This is a genomic window from Telluribacter humicola (genome assembly GCF_017355935.1).
GTDB lineage: Bacteria > Bacteroidota > Bacteroidia > Cytophagales > Spirosomataceae > Telluribacter > Telluribacter humicola.
Window position 1 is genome coordinate 1 of sequence record NZ_JAFIQT010000017.1, and the last position, 14,870, is coordinate 14,870.

16 protein-coding genes and 1 pseudogene are annotated in these 14,870 nt (G+C 45.6%); 10 read left to right on the top strand and 7 right to left on the bottom strand.

The window, feature by feature from the left end:
* The first annotated feature begins 624 nt into the window (after nt 1–624).
* On the top strand, nt 625–798 hold the full coding sequence (locus JUB14_RS27480; RefSeq protein ID WP_207510083.1) for a hypothetical protein: 174 nt from the start codon (nt 625–627) through the stop codon (nt 796–798).
* Nucleotides 799–1,348: 550 nt separating this feature from the next.
* Here the strand turns inward: JUB14_RS27480 and JUB14_RS27485 are convergent.
* Nucleotides 1,349–1,720 (bottom strand): hypothetical protein, encoded by a 372-nt coding sequence (locus JUB14_RS27485; protein ID WP_207510084.1) that lies wholly within the window; start codon nt 1,718–1,720, stop codon nt 1,349–1,351.
* 254 nt (nt 1,721–1,974) lie between these two features.
* Nucleotides 1,975–2,112, bottom strand: coding sequence for a hypothetical protein (locus JUB14_RS27490; RefSeq protein WP_207510085.1), 138 nt, complete (start codon nt 2,110–2,112; stop codon nt 1,975–1,977).
* 51 nt (nt 2,113–2,163) lie between these two features.
* Here JUB14_RS27490 and JUB14_RS27495 point away from each other — a divergent pair, with 51 nt between their 5' ends.
* From JUB14_RS27495 to JUB14_RS27505, 3 genes are all read left to right on the top strand, one after another.
* Entirely contained in the window at nt 2,164–2,535 is a 372-nt protein-coding gene (locus JUB14_RS27495; RefSeq protein ID WP_207510086.1) for a metallophosphoesterase, read from the top strand.
* Between the two features lie 123 nt (nt 2,536–2,658).
* A complete protein-coding gene (locus JUB14_RS27500) occupies nt 2,659–2,847 on the top strand; it encodes a hypothetical protein (protein ID WP_207510087.1) in 189 nt (62 codons plus the stop codon).
* Nucleotides 2,848–2,990: 143 nt separating this feature from the next.
* Nucleotides 2,991–3,224 carry a hypothetical protein gene (locus JUB14_RS27505; RefSeq protein WP_207510088.1) on the top strand — a complete coding sequence of 78 codons (234 nt, stop codon included), beginning with the start codon at nt 2,991–2,993 and terminating at the stop codon, nt 3,222–3,224.
* Between the two features lie 10 nt (nt 3,225–3,234).
* Here JUB14_RS27505 and JUB14_RS27510 read toward each other — a convergent pair whose 3' ends face one another.
* A complete protein-coding gene (locus JUB14_RS27510; RefSeq protein ID WP_207510089.1) occupies nt 3,235–4,320 on the bottom strand; it encodes a mechanosensitive ion channel family protein in 1,086 nt (361 codons plus the stop codon).
* A gap of 248 nt (nt 4,321–4,568) precedes the next feature.
* Here JUB14_RS27510 and JUB14_RS27515 point away from each other — a divergent pair, with 248 nt between their 5' ends.
* Both JUB14_RS27515 and JUB14_RS27520 read left to right on the top strand, forming a co-directional pair.
* Nucleotides 4,569–4,721, top strand: coding sequence for a hypothetical protein (locus JUB14_RS27515; RefSeq protein ID WP_207510090.1), 153 nt, complete (start codon nt 4,569–4,571; stop codon nt 4,719–4,721).
* A gap of 320 nt (nt 4,722–5,041) precedes the next feature.
* A complete protein-coding gene (locus tag JUB14_RS27520; RefSeq protein ID WP_207510091.1) occupies nt 5,042–5,929 on the top strand; it encodes an AI-2E family transporter in 888 nt (295 codons plus the stop codon).
* 320 nt (nt 5,930–6,249) lie between these two features.
* Here JUB14_RS27520 and JUB14_RS27525 read toward each other — a convergent pair whose 3' ends face one another.
* Nucleotides 6,250–7,164, bottom strand: coding sequence for a cation diffusion facilitator family transporter (locus JUB14_RS27525; RefSeq protein ID WP_207510092.1), 915 nt, complete (start codon nt 7,162–7,164; stop codon nt 6,250–6,252).
* Nucleotides 7,165–7,464: 300 nt separating this feature from the next.
* Here JUB14_RS27525 and JUB14_RS27530 point away from each other — a divergent pair, with 300 nt between their 5' ends.
* The 3 genes from JUB14_RS27530 to JUB14_RS27540 all read left to right on the top strand — a co-directional run bounded on the left by JUB14_RS27530 (nt 7,465) and on the right by JUB14_RS27540 (nt 9,285).
* On the top strand, nt 7,465–8,172 hold the full coding sequence (locus tag JUB14_RS27530) for a DUF4142 domain-containing protein (protein WP_207510093.1): 708 nt from the start codon (nt 7,465–7,467) through the stop codon (nt 8,170–8,172).
* A gap of 96 nt (nt 8,173–8,268) precedes the next feature.
* A complete protein-coding gene (locus tag JUB14_RS27535) occupies nt 8,269–8,931 on the top strand; it encodes a choice-of-anchor Q domain-containing protein (RefSeq protein ID WP_207510094.1) in 663 nt (220 codons plus the stop codon).
* 30 nt (nt 8,932–8,961) lie between these two features.
* On the top strand, nt 8,962–9,285 hold the full coding sequence (locus JUB14_RS27540) for a LytTR family DNA-binding domain-containing protein (RefSeq protein ID WP_207510095.1): 324 nt from the start codon (nt 8,962–8,964) through the stop codon (nt 9,283–9,285).
* 381 nt (nt 9,286–9,666) lie between these two features.
* Here JUB14_RS27540 and JUB14_RS27545 read toward each other — a convergent pair whose 3' ends face one another.
* The gene (locus tag JUB14_RS27545; RefSeq protein ID WP_207510097.1) at nt 9,667–11,130 is read right to left on the bottom strand and encodes an alanine/glycine:cation symporter family protein; all 1,464 of its coding nucleotides are present in this window, start codon (nt 11,128–11,130) and stop codon (nt 9,667–9,669) included.
* 1,157 nt (nt 11,131–12,287) lie between these two features.
* Here JUB14_RS27545 and JUB14_RS27550 point away from each other — a divergent pair.
* Nucleotides 12,288–12,536 carry a hypothetical protein gene (locus JUB14_RS27550; RefSeq protein WP_207510096.1) on the top strand — a complete coding sequence of 83 codons (249 nt, stop codon included), beginning with the start codon at nt 12,288–12,290 and terminating at the stop codon, nt 12,534–12,536.
* A 204-nt stretch (nt 12,537–12,740) separates the two neighbouring features.
* On the opposite strand, the gene JUB14_RS27555 is transcribed toward JUB14_RS27550, so the two are convergent.
* On the bottom strand, nt 12,741–13,049 hold the full coding sequence (locus JUB14_RS27555) for an L-rhamnose/proton symporter RhaT (protein ID WP_229368383.1): 309 nt from the start codon (nt 13,047–13,049) through the stop codon (nt 12,741–12,743).
* 117 nt (nt 13,050–13,166) lie between these two features.
* A pseudogene (locus tag JUB14_RS27560) lies at nt 13,167–14,466 on the bottom strand (IS3 family transposase).
* Nucleotides 14,467–14,870: the final 404 nt, after the last annotated feature.

Genomic DNA, 14,870 nt, shown 5'->3' on the forward strand with positions numbered 1-14,870 from the left:
TCAAACATCCCAAGTGGCTCAATTTGCTCCGAAATGCTGGCTCAGTTTGTACCGAAATAGTGGCTCAGTTTACTCCGGAATATACAGCTATGATGATACCCACTGAGTGGGAGTCATTTGGCCCGCTAGTGAGCGCGTCAGGCACTACTTTTTTTCCAACCCAGTAGGGAGCTATGTATGTAGCTTGAATTGTAAGGGTCCCTACTAAACCTACCAGTAGCAGCCAGGACCCTCCCCGCCACTGTTGGTTCAAAAAGATAAAGCAGACCAGACAGGCCAAAGAAAGGACGAAGTACTGTAGCCTTGGAAAATCCAACAGCTCAAAATACCAGCTTGTCAGGTCAGGAAAAAGAGAAAGTACACTTAGCGCAATCACCAGCAAGCTTATCAGGATGACCAACAGCAATAAAAAACATCTACCTTCTTTCATAAGCTTATACTAGCCCCACCAATGGGTGCTTTTTATTCCTATTAGGTAGTATAATCTACCACTGCATATACTACTCCCGCACAAAAAACATTGTTTTGGCCCAATGAGCAATTTGCGTTATGGCATGGTTGTTTTTCCCATTTTCTATACTAATTTCTCTAACACACATAACTTCTATGAGTATGAATAACCTTATGTTAAAAAGTTGTCTTCGCCTGCTGATCATCCTTGTCTTTTCTGTAAGTATGGTCAGTTGTGAAGTGATTGGAGGTATATTTGAAGCGGGGGTATGGGCAGGAGTCATCCTGGTTGCCCTGGTAATTGGCGTGATCCTATGGGTAGTAAAAGCTATCCTGGGCCGACGATAAAAACAATATATCTTCTCCCTGATACTGCGTAACGCTGGTGGATCTACTCTGTTGGTACCCGGCTACCCAATGTAGGCTATCAAGACAAAACCCCATTCATTAGATGCACCAGCCTGCCAAGCAGAGTGATCAGGACAGAAAGAAGGGTAGGGTAGAGCAGCCCCTTATTTGCTGGTCCGGTACTGAACCAGATGTGTATCCACCGCCAGACCGATCAGTAGTATTGAGGTCAGTAGCAGGTTTTTGCGCTGGTTTAAATTAGACACATTGTACATTTTTGCCGGAATTCCATGGCGAAACGCGGTGGAGGTAGGTTGATCGATACACCCATGTTTAGGGCCAGCACTAAAAGAATATCTCCTCCAATGAATAGGATGTAGCTCTTTCTTTTCATATGTGTTAGTACGCTTTTCGTCCAATGATGCACCCTTCTCGTACAATTCCAGGAGCAGGACAATATACCTAAATGCCAATAACAATATACGCTAACAGCTATGAGCTCATAGGAGCACAATCTACCTGCTTAGTTATGCCTTACTCAAGGGTTTGCTTAGTGGGCTAAGGCAATATTGGAGATATAGAACAACCTTTGGCTGTGCCCTTTATCAAGCAGGGCAATGACACTATTATTTTCCCCTTCCCGTACTAGTCTCACCACACGACCAGCCTCAAGTACAATCAGCTGTGAAGTTGCCGGATGGCCATGTACCTTGGGAAGAGTATTATGTATTTTTCTGATCGAATCTAGCAGTAGTACCTCGTAACGATCTTTGGCCACATAGCTATCTTTGATGGTGACAGTCACCATTGTATCTGCATACACCTCTCTATGAAGCTGAGCCAGCTTACTATAATCCTTTTCTGAGTAGTCGGGTGAGCTACAACCAGTTGCCAGAAGTAGAATACATAACAGCTTTTTCATAACAAAATGTTTTTAATCAGGGTATACTACAAAGATAGGGCTTCTCTTTTTTGTAGTCCAGTAGCTTGATAAGAAACTATAAATTAACAGGTTAGACAAAGCATAAAAGGGCTATACACAGCGGTTAAGGCAGCTCAGCTATATCTTCCCTGCTGGCAGCTACTGGATGTATGATCCTGATAGGGAGTAGCCCCTCTAATCCACAAGAACAAAGGCTTATGAACTAGTCACTGAAAAAGATTTTACTCCCATCCTTACTTACGGGTACAGCTCTTGTTTTGCTGGACGCTCTGCTTTTCGAGAAGTATTTCTTCCAGATAAAAAGGTACAGGCTGGGTAGGAGTAGTGGACAGGTCAATCCGTTGATAATCCTCCAGCTTTCTGATCTTCATTTAAGGGATCACCTTACATGTAAACATTAGCGATTAGCTTCCACAATACGATTGCTACACCCTGACCTTATCCTGTTTACAGGTGATGCCATTGATGAAAGTGGTAACATACAGGTACTACGTGATTTTTTAGATCTTTTAGATGATGAAATTCCCAAAGACGCTGTACTGGGTAATCACGAGTATAAGGCAGGAGTCAACAAAGAGGAGCTACAAAAGCTGTATCAGCACCACAATGGCTACTTGCTGGTTAACGAGTCAAAGCTGTGGCACATAAAAGGAAAGCGCCTACTGGTAACAGGTCTGGATGATCTCATCCACGGTCAGCACGATGTTGAAAAAGCTTTCCAGCATCCTGCACCAGCCAAAAACCATCTGCTGCTCATTCATAGCCCCCTGCACCAGGAGAAGGTACAGGAATAATTAAGCCAGATCAACCATAACCGCTCCGAAGAAGAAAGAATAAAGGTAAATTATATTTTTGCAGGTCATAACCATGGAGGCCAGGTCACCCTTTTCGGCCAATTCATTCTTTATTTACCCAGGATGGCAGGCAACTATGTAAAAGGATGGTACAACCAGCAGAAGCCCTACCTGTATGTTTCCAAAGGATTTGGCACCTCTACGGTACTTTTACGCCTGGGAGCCAGAGCGGAGATCGCCATGTTTGAGTACTTTACTCAGTATACCAGCGACAGTAGTGCTTTTTTCTCCCCCAATTTAAGTTCGCTTTAGGGAAGGATACTGCAGTAGTAACTCTTTTTATATATTTATATATAGGTACAGAAGGTAAATTGAAGATAGTCGGCCTGTTAGGGCCTCTTTGGTGCCTGTTCTCAAACTTGTACCTTTACAGGTATTTATTGATAATCATACCTATGATCAGGAAAGTTATACAAGCACTGTTCTATTGTGTATTTGGTCTCGCAGGGATTTGTGGCATTCTTACCCTTTATCTAATGAGCATTCCCAAAGAAAGTGATGAAGCTTTCAAAGCTGCCTTTGTAAAAGGGCTGGCAGAAAAACAGGAGGGACTACGGGAAGATATGAGAGAAGTACGAGAAGACAGTATGTATAGGCAGCAAATAAAGCAGGATCAAAAAATTAAATAGTTCTGGTTGCTTACCGCATGTTCGTTTTGGGAAACAACACCTTGTCGGGAGCTTCACGCAGCGTATGCATTATTTTATAGAACAACCGGTTTTTAATCCTGCTGGATTCTTTGGGCGGGACTAGATAACGCACGACTACCTGAATCCAGGTATTCTCGTGCGCCTGGAAAGAGACCGAAGCCCCTTCCCGCACTTCCACCTCATCAACGGGAGTATCTTTTAATATATTTCTAAACAGCCGGACCCGGTACATCATCTCTTCTCCAATATCTTCCTTCACCACTGCCCTGACTCTCTCTTTTATAAAGTCAAAGTCACTCTCATAGGCAACATAAAACTTTAACTCGTTCCAGATATAGGGAAACAGGGGCCAGGAGTAATTGATGATATACTCATCAAAGACCTTTGAGTTCGAAAAACGGATGATCCGTCCGCTGGGATGATCCCCCGACAGGTAATCCCCCCTAAATTCCCACAGGGTGGTTTCCAGATAACCAAGACTTACAACATCTCCCGTCGAACTTCCGATCTTTATGCGATCACCTACCTGATAAGGCTTACGTATCAGAATGTAAATCCAGGCAAAAAAACTTGTCAACGGGTTTTGCAGGGCCAGGCCCAGTACCAGAGAAATAAGTCCCAAAGAAACGACCGTAGTATACCAGTTACTATACAGTAAGGTAACAACAAGAATGAATAGAAGCAGACCCGTTACAAGTTTGAGGATCCGGCTCAGGTTATAGCGTGAGGTAGGACTATCAACTTTTTGAACCACTAATACGTCTACTAGCATGCTTGTGCTCAACAGGATGGTAGCTGCCATAACACTAATCATCAGCCGCTGGAACAGGGGCTCGTAAGTAGAACTCACCTCCAGAACCTGCCGACGGACAAGCTGGTAGAACAGGGCGGCCCCAAAAAACACCAGGACATATACACCTAGCAACCAACCATTTTTGCCGCTAAATATCCATTTGACTGCTACATCGGACTCGCTCTGCTCCTGCAGCGATTTTTGTATAGTAGGCTCCTGTTTTAAGCGTTCTGTATCCTGTCTTTCTTTTTCTTCCACCGGCAGACTTTCAGTTAGTTTCATAAGCTCCTCTACCTAATGCATCCATATCCTACTTTTCATCTCTATTTTAGTATACCAGCTATACAAGCAGATAAAGTCACCTATTTTCTAACAATCTGATTTCTTGAATGTTTCTAGATTACCACCTGCTTATTACCCCTACTGCTACTTGTCATTCAACCTGACTCTATTTTAAGAGTCTACACACTCACCTCAAACATGGAACAGCCCATGAAAAAGCTTCTGAACCACGTAATTCTTTTTAGTTTTTGATCACCTTAACCAGCTGTGACATTGCAGATGGTATTTTCGAAGGTGGCATGGTGGTGGGAATTTTGGTGGTGGGGCTGGCATTGGGCTCTTTGGAAAAGGGATTAGGGGAAGAAGATGATTTCCTGGGCCTAAGAATTAAGGAAGCATAATAGCCAGCTCTGTTAGTGGGTGATCTTAATGATGTCGCCTGGTCCTACACCTCCAGGCGATTCCAGACGTACTACTGTTAGATAGTAGCCCCCTCGGCGTGGCCGCGGGCTGTACAACACCTATAATGCCCTGACACCTTCTTTCGCTATCCGCTTGTTCATTTCTTTTATACTCCAGACTTTGGTTTTAAACGCCTGGATAAGCTGCCGGCAGTGGGTTCCAATCACTTCCCTATGCTGATTGAACTTATCATGTTGGAATGAGAAAAAGCATAGCTGTATTAATTGGATGTAGAAGCATAGTAATAGACATTAATACCATGCCCAATCAACCTACACAGAAAGAATCAGCACCGGGCTCTACCACTCCTATGCATAGCGAACGTATCGCTATTGCGGCCGGTATCAGCCTGGTCCTGGCTCTACTAGTAATCTATGCCTTTAACATGCTGCTGCTGATCCTGGTCGGGGTGTTGTTTGCCACCTTTTTCCGGGGGATGGCCCAGCTTATACAAAAGAAACTTCCGCTTTCAGAAGGCGTATCTCTGGCGCTGGTCATTATCCTGACCCTGTTGCTGATCGTGCTGAGCTACTGGTTTTTGGCCCCACAGGTCACCGAGCAGGCCAGTCGCCTGAGCGATACACTGCCCCAGGATTTCAAAGACATGGTAGGCTCTACCAGTTTGGGAAAGCCCCTGATCAATAGTATACCCGAACAGTCCAGCCTTACCGAAGGAAACAGCAATCTGATTAAGAGAAGCTTTGGGATACTCTCATCCACCTTTGGTGTACTAGCTGATTTGTATGTCATTTTCTTCATTGGCGTGTATTTTACGGCCCAACCGAAGCTTTACCAACGGGGGGGGGTGGTATTACTTTTCCCCCTAAAAAATCGAGACCGGGCCCAGCAAGTACTACAAACCCTGGGTGACACCCTATTTCAGTGGTTGGCAGGAAAGCTATTTTCAATGGTCCTGGTAGGAGTTCTGACAACGGTTGGACTAAGTCTGCTAGGCATGCCCATGGCCTTTGCTTTAGGGCTATTGGCAGGGTTATTGTCTTTTATTCCTAACTTTGGACCATTGATTGCCCTGCTACCCGCCATTCTGATTGCACTCACTCAGGGAGTTAATCAAGCGTTGTACGTAGTGCTACCCTATCAGGGAATCCAGCTGGTTGAAAGTAATCTCATCACGCCTCTGGTCTAGAAAAAGATGGTGGAAATGCCTCCGGCTCTGGTCATCATTGCACAGGTGTTTATTGGGCTCTTCAGTGGCGTATTGGGGCTTATTCTAGCTACCCCTATTATGGTTATAATACTAGTCGTTGTAAAGATGGTCTATATTCACGATATTCTGGGGGATGAGAGTTTAAAGGTGTAGTAAACACGGAACATATACTATTCCTGGCAAGTAGACTTAATAAAGTAGTAATCACTCCAGGCAATTGGGAAATGAATAAAGCACTTGTTAGGTTCTTAGACCAGGGTACATTCTTACATAGTGTGTGAGGTGTTTTGATTGAAACACTATAATAAAGACCTAGCCTCTACATAGATTCGGTCAATTTCCGGGTGTTTCTCCTTGATCCGTTTTTCAAGGTTAGCAATAGTATGAGCAACCTGCACGGCCGTTAAACCTTCTTTGAACTGCACATCCAGGACCAACAGAATGTCCTGGGGACCCAGGTGCATGGTCAAGGGAAGGCTGGATTTGAAAATGTCCTTTTCTTCTTCTATCAGCTGATTGATACTGGTCAGTGTACTTACACTGGCGCTCTCACTCAGCAAAAGTCCCTTACTCTCTGAAGCCAGAAACACAGCTGTCAGAGATAGGAGTACCCCAATTGCCAGAGAGGCACTACCATCCAGGTAGGGGTTGTTAAAAAGATGTCCAAAAAAGACACCCGCCAGGGCTATTACTAATCCGAGCAGAGCCGCTGTATCCTCTAAAATAACTGCAAAGGAGGTAGGATCTTTACTACGTTTGATAGCTTGCCACATGCTTACCCCCGGCTTTCTTTTGGGAAAATGTCGGATAGCCACATAGAGGGCAGAGCCTTCAAACACCATGGCGAGACTTAACACGATATAGTTCCAGAAAGGATCCCGAAGGGGTTGGGGCTCCCGCAGGTGAGCTATTCCTTCGTAAAAGGACATCCCCCCACCAATGGCAAAGATGAGAACAGCGACAATCAGCGTGTAAAAATACACCGCCTTACCCTGTCCAAAAGGATGAGCTTCAGTGGGTGGCTTTTGACTCTTCTTAATGCCCAAAAGGAGCAGGAAGCCATTTCCCGTATCGACCAACGAATGGATGCCTTCTGAGATCATAGCCGAACTGCCAGTCATACTGGCCGCAAAGAACTTAGAGATGGCTATGGCTACGTTGGCCGCAATGGCCCCGTAGATGGGCCATTTGGATGAACTAGAGGGGTTTCCCATGGCAATAAAGTGTTGTTTTATTGGTTGGGATACATGCCTGTTTAGTAACTTAAGGTGATTCCTTAAAAAATGTTTGACTAGTTGTGGTCTTATGCTAAGCCTTAAGCTGTACTACCTGCTGACGTATGTCTTTTAATTGGCCCCTCTTCCCTGGGGGCATATAGGAGCTTTCTGCACTAGGTATTTACCATACTCAAATTACAAGTGCCTGACTTCATGTGGCTTTCGAGGCGGCAGCACCTATCGCTAAAGGAACGGTTCTTTTAGGGTATAACTTGTTCAAACCAACCACTTAGAACCATGAAACGATACTTGACAACGACCCTGGCGATACTTACTGTACTTCTTCATGTATCCTGCTCCGACACCAACAACGATAGCCACGGCTCGCATGAGCTGGCGCATAATCTGGAGGACCAACAAGTCAATATATTTGACGAAACTCCATACAGTGAGAGCCAAGTACCAGCCAGTCCGGCTGAGAATGAAAACAACTACCTGGGAGAGGGCTACAGCCCCGAGACACGATTTGCTATGGCGGCGATGGAGGGCAGTATGCTGGAAATTCAACTTGGACAACTGGCCCAGCAAAAGGCCACTTCACAACCCGTTAAAGAGTTTGGCCAGATGATGATCAACGATCATCGTGCGGCCAGCAACACGCTGAGCACTATTGCGGAAGAGAACAGCATATCACTGCCTTCCATGCTAAGCTCTCAAAGCAGGCTGATCATCACCCGATTGGCAGACCTGGAAAGCGTTGCATTCAACCGGGAGTATACTAGATTGATGGTGGAGTCCCATAAGGAAATGCTCAGCCTGTATATGGACTATGTAGAAAAGACAGGACCCCGTACCCATGTGGCCGGAGCGAATGCGGATCACGAAGTTCAAAACTGGGCGCTTAAACAAATTCCATTATTGCAGAAGCACCATGGTCTGGCGAAGCGCTTGCTGGAGGCAGAAACGACGAATATAACCCGAAAGGGAGAAGAACTTACTCAGTAGTAGCATCCATACCTGAACTGTACCATACGGGGCAACCAGGCTAGCTTCGGCGGGGGTGTCTACAACGTCTACAGCTCGCCTCAGTTCACCAACGTCTTGTTTGCGGGTAACTATGGTCCCGGCGGCGCCCTCTACAACAGCCAGAGCACGCCTATACTGACCAATGTGACTATAGTAGGCAACGGAGGAGAGCGGGCCGCCAGCCTCAACACCCGCGAGAGCCACCTGACCATCCGTAACTCAATCATCTGGGGCAATCAGGGGCAGACCCTGGACCAGAACGCTACCATCAGCAACAGCATTGTGGAAGGAGGTTATGTGGGAACGGGTAACCTGAACGTGAATCCACGTTTTGTGCAACCCGTAGTTTACGATCAGGCGCCCACGCTGGCAGGAGATTACCGCCTGCAGAGCAGTTCTGCGGCCATCGATGCGGGAGATAACACAGTGACTAGCGGAGAGGTGGATCTGGATGGTAATGCCAGACGCTACAACGGAGGCGTGGTGGATATGGGAGCCTATGAGTACCAGGGCAGCCGCACCGGGAGTGGCATGGTCATCAGCATCAGGACAGGTAACTGGGAAGATCCCTCTACCTGGGATGTAGGTCGTGTTCCGGCCGCCGGTGATCAGGTAGTACTGGATCAGAACCATACGGTCTCTGTGAATGGTACCGCTACGGCTCAAACCATTGAATATCGCCAAAATGCTACTCTCCTGTTTCTAGGTACAAGCAGTATGATAAACCTGGGGCAGTAAAAGGAGTATCAAGTTAAAGAAGTTACCCACATGATGTCACACCATGATAAGGAGGTATATGTTCCTATTGGGGGCCATACCTATGTTAATCCACAGACGGTAGTCAGGCTGGAAGCCCAGCGGAACTACACGGTTATCTACGAAGTCAGCGGGCGGCAGACAATGGTGGCGCGCACGCTGAAACAAGTGGAGCAGGATTTGCATCGGTATGTAGATTTCCTTCGCCTCAACCGAAAGGACGTGGTCAACCTAAGGTATGTGGTGAGCTATTGCGTGAATAATGACCTGCTGCTGTGCGACCAGACGCGGCTGGTGCCCTCCCGCAAAAGACTCAGAATGATGAAAGACAGCTGACCCCGTCTGCATGACCGGGTATAGCAGTTCAGGGAAGACAGCAGCCTTGCAAGAACAAGCTCAGACGCTTTTATAAGGACAGAAGAAACATCTCCTGTCCTAATTTTTTTAGGCATTGCCTTGTCCTGTAAATCTATCTGCAATAGCCTGGGTTACATCAATACTAATTTATTGCTCGTCTGGGATACAATTGCATCCCAATCTTGCACTTCATGGTATGACACGTTATACTACACCTGCATCCCATTGCATCTGGGCCGTGATGCAGGTAAGGAAAAGGTGGTATAGTTAAACTGAATACAGAAAATATAAGGAAGCTGCTTTAGGACGCATTCATGTATATGTAGACATAAGATTATCCTTTATACCAATTGATATCATCTATTCATCTAATGAAGCTTTCTGAACTGGTAAGTCCGCAGAGGATCTCCATTCTTCAGCATTTTGAATACCAAGGGCGACGGCATCAAAATGGGGATCAAGTCCCTGTTTCCGCTGTTGTTGATAATCTTTGAGTGCTATTAAAGCAGGTCTCTGCAGCATAAATATTGCAATAATGTTCAGCCAGGCCATCACTCCTACACCAATATCACCCAGCACCCAGGCAGCTTCAGCCGTTTTTATAGACCCATAAAAGGTAGCCAGCAGCATCAGCACCCGTAACGCCCAAAGTTTCCATGCCTGCAATCCCTGCTTGTTGAGGTAACTCAGGTTAGTTTCAGCTATATAATAATACGCCATCAAGGTTGTGAAGGCAAAAAAGAAAAGGGCTATGGCTACAAAGGGGCCACCAAGGGCAGGAAAATGATGAGAAATAGCTTGTTGAGTAAACTGGGCTCCTGCACCCACACCCGGAAGGTTCTCGACATAAAATCCACCTGCCGGATTTGCTACATTATACTGACTGGTAAAAAGGATCATCAAAGCTGTGGCCGTACATACGAAAAGTGTATCTATATAAACAGAAAACGCTTGCACCAATCCCTGTTGAACCGGATGACTGACCTCGGCTGCCGCCGCAGCATGAGGGGCGGTACCCTGGCCTGCTTCGTTTGAATAAATGCCGCGCTTTACTCCCCAGCTAACTGCCATGCCGAATAGGCCTGCAAAAGCCGGCTCCAGATCAAAAGCTGATCGGATAATCAACCCAAATACTTCCGGCACCTGTCGAATATTCATGGCTATAATAACAACTGCCATAAGAATATATGCTGCTGCCATAAAAGGTACCACCAGTTCGGCTACCCTGCCAATTCGTCTTACGCCGCCAAATATGATGAAACCCAACAGAATCGTAACGACACCCCCTGTTACTGCCGTGGGTGTATTGAAGGCATTATACATACCGGATGCAATACTGTTGCTTTGGACACCCGGTAAAAAGAAGGCAGTGCTCAAGATGGTGGCGACTGCAAAAGTAACAGCGTACCATTTTATGCCCAGCCCTTTCTCTATATAGAAAGCCGGGCCTCCGCGGTATTGACCGTCTTTCACCTGCTTATAAATCTGTCCGAGTGTGGCTTCGATAAAGGCCGAAGCGCTGCCTAAAAACGCAATTATCCACATCCAGAAAATGGCCCCTGGACCACCCATAGCAATGGCCGTGGCTACACCGGCTATATTTCCAGTTCCTACACGGCCTGCAATGGCCAGTGAAAATGCCTGAAAGGAGCTTACCCCTTTGGCAGACGCCTGTCCGTGGAACAGCAGGCGAATCATTTCACCCAGATGTCGAACCTGCAAAAAACGGGTAACGATGGAAAAGTAGATACCGGCTCCCAGGCAAAGTATAATAAGTGCATTACTCCAGATAATATTATTGACCGAGTTGAAAACGTCTTCCATGAGATAAATCAAAGTTAAGAGGAGGATAGTAAGATCTGATTTGAAATAAAAGACAAATGAAGGGAAAAATTAAATAATAATGTAATGCATAACAGGTTGATTTATCTGTCAATAGCTTTAAAATAAAGTTTACGTATGAATAAATTTATAACATGGTCCCTATGCCGTTCCGGATAAGGAAGATCAGGCTTATAGTACTGGATCAAGACTCATTAATTCTCCTGTCTCTTAAGCAAAACCTGGAAGGGTTTTCCTGGGGCTGGAGATTTAACCTGCTTGACTTTGAGCCTATAAATGTAGAGTAAGGACATGGATGTACATACCTACTTTTGGTTAAATAGTGGAGAGCTCCTGAAGAGAGGACGATTTAGCCTTAGTGAAGTGTCAATTTTGAGAATGTTCCAGATCAAAAACCAGCTGAGTAGCTTATTCCAGGTGAGGGTGGAACCCTACATCTTCTAATGCTGAAAGTAACTATATGTGACCCAATGCTTCAATTTTTTTCCCATAGAACATATCAATGCGCGTACCCTGATTACTTACAGAAACCGGCCCATTTCAAGCCTTGCGTCCAAGGAGGAGGAAGTTCTTAAACTTTCGAGCAATTTTAATGGTGTGCCTCCCTCAATAATCTTACCTGTTGCAGTAATGTATTTCATCAATTTCGCCGCTTCTCTTTATGCTAACAAATGGATTAGAATGGTGTTTTCAGCTAGCAGGAGCATCCGGGTAGCACCACTAAAAGCTGAACGACTTTTACTAGCTATCAGGAAATCTACGAAAAAACAACGTGCCGGCTAATCATGTTTAACTCTATTGTAGCTGAACTAGTTAGCAATAATTAGATTGTTGTACTATATTATCTCTGAAATTATGGCCTTATTAACTAAGCAAGCAGAAGAAGTCTTCTCATCTAGGACTAAGTGGATGAAGGAGGGGGGAACAGCTAATAGATTTGTTGCTACCTCAACAGCCGTCTCTCCTCTGCGAAAGGAGGATCCGGTAAGAGTTGAGTCTATAAGCTTAGACGGTATCTACGAGGATACAGAGATGAATGTAACTGCATCCAATATAACCAACTTCATAGGTGTTGCTCTTTTTGTGATTGAGTTTATAGGGCTATTCCTTTGCCTGTTCTTAGCTTACCTACTTCACTGATGAGTGAAACTATCATGTTGGACAAGATCACCTACCAAAACATGTCCTATTTCGAGCTGTACGATTCTGAGGCTAAGCAGGCTGTGGAATCCCTGGTGAACCTGCTGCTACCCCTGGAAGATGAAATTACTAATCATCCCAAAGGTAAGATATGTGTCGAATCCCCTGATTACTTTTATATAACAGGATTTCCTGCTCCCCTTGCTCAGCAAATCACTGCCCTTACCAGTACCTGGCCGGTTAGATAGCCATCTAGTTGGTCTCTCCATTTTTATCGATTCATTACCATCTCTACAGAGGAAACCTGGCCACACCACCGAAAAGAAACATTGAACTCTATTATGGCTATAGAAGTATTAACAAACTTTGAACCTAATTTCACTCTATTTATGAAGCTATCTGTTACTTGTTAAAGGATTAGAATATACTTAATTTCTCTCATAAAGAATTACCTATCCTACAAGCACAATCGAAATAAGAATTACAACAATACCAGCTACAAAAGTGCGGAAGGTTTTTGCTGATACCCCCGCCCATTCTTTGAGATACAGGCCCCACATATTAGCCGTCAGAATAATGGTAGCCATGTGCGTGATCCAGGAGGAGGCACCGTTGCCGAGCTTGCTCTCGCCCATACCGTAGAAGAAGAACTGGAGAAACCACATAATTCCGGCCATTCCGGCAAATAAAATATTAGAGGCTATGGGAGTACTTGTATTGGTATAGTCCCTGAAGGTCCTATTTCTGGCGTTCAGGTACATGCACCACAGAAAGTTGGTCGTGAGCCCGCCCCACAAAAGGACGACATAGTGTATGTACCCCGATTTTCAGACATTAATTTCTTGTAGTTCATTTTTTCATGAACCCCTCCCGGATATTCAGACGGTTTGAATTAGAGTTTTCGGTGTTTCGTGATGTAAATTAACGAATTCTTTAGGGGTTAGATCATTCAGCGAGCTGTATGGCCTGAAGTGATTGTATTCCCACCTAAAATCCTCGATTTTTTCCCTTGCGTCGTCCAGAGACAAGAACCAATTAACTGAAAGGCATTCGTCCGCGCGGCGTCCGCCCGGAATTTACCATTGAATGATCGCAGCGGCGACCCGGTCAACATATGGGTTGTCCGTTGGTTTTCCAGGTCTAGAGAAGTCCAAGGTTACTTGATTCGAATATGCCCATAAATCCATCTCTTTGGAGATAAACCGCAGCGGCGGGCCGCTCACTGCCATTATCGCATTGAATACGTTCCGGAAAGCAGTTTTCTACCAAGCAAATCCTACTCAGTTCGGCAACAACGTCGGCTCCTTTTAGCGATTTTCCAGCCAGCAAACCAAGGCATATTTTACCGCCAGGCGGCCCTGTACAATTATCCACTACAGTTAAGACCCGGAATCGCTCACCATTAAAAAGCGCATCTTGCACGAAATCCATACCGCGCGGCGGACCGCTCCAGACTTTGTTGATTCCTTGAGTGTCCAGACGTTCTAGCCGGTGTTCGGCACTGCGGCTCCTTCTGGGCCTCTTTGTTCGCAAATTCAGTCCACAAGCCTTGTATACGCCATACATACGCTTATGCCGGGGTGCCGGTGCACTTATCATTGAATCCTTCTCTTTTCAACAGCACAAAGATCCGTCGGAATCCATACCTGACCCTGGTATTTGCTATTTCTTTCATCCGCATCGCCAGCAAGGTATCGTCACGACGATGGTGCTTATAATAATACATGGCCCTGACTAATTTCACACAGCGGCATGCCCTTTGAATCGAAACCCGATAGTTCGATACTAGCCAATTGGCCATTTCCTTCTTGTAAGGCGGTCTTACAGCCGCGCGGCGGACCGTTTTTTTTTATGACATCCTGAAGCATTTGCTTATCCAGGCTCAGCCGCGGTGGCGGACCACTCCGCGACGAGTTTCTTTAACTGGGCATTTTCTTCCGCGCGGCGTCCGCTTCCAACTGACGGAGTTTACGGAGCTCAGGAACACCCATTCCGCCATACTTTTTCTTCCACAGGGCCGCCTGCGCGGTTGAAGAAGGTGGCCTGGGAGACACCCATCTGTCGGCAGATCTCTTCAACGCGTGTACCGGTTTCAGACTGCCTGAGCGCAAATGCTATGGCGCCGGCCACCCGGTTGAGCTTCGGTGAATTTTGCGGACGCCGCGCGGACTTTTTCATAGTGACAAATTACGTTTTTAACCTGTTTTTGCCACCAAAAAACTCTAGTTTTCAGCTGTCTCGTTTGCCGGGGAGAGGTCAATAGACCCTAAGTGTGTGTAATCCTAAGGTAATACGACCGTTTAATTTACAGTCTCCAGGATCAGTACTTGATGTAACTATTTCGTCTATCTTTTCAGATCCAGCGGGCTTCATTGTATTCCTTATTAAACTAAATTCAGAACCTTAACGTTCTGAATTAGAACGGCTCCTTGATTAGGTTTAGACTTCTTCTCTTCCATCCTTCCTTCTTTTAGTCCTTCACCACACCCATTCCCATCAAATCACAGATTACCATAACATGAAATTAAATGAAAAAGTAAAATTTGCTGCACTAGAAAAAAGTGAGTTCTTTCCGATCCTGA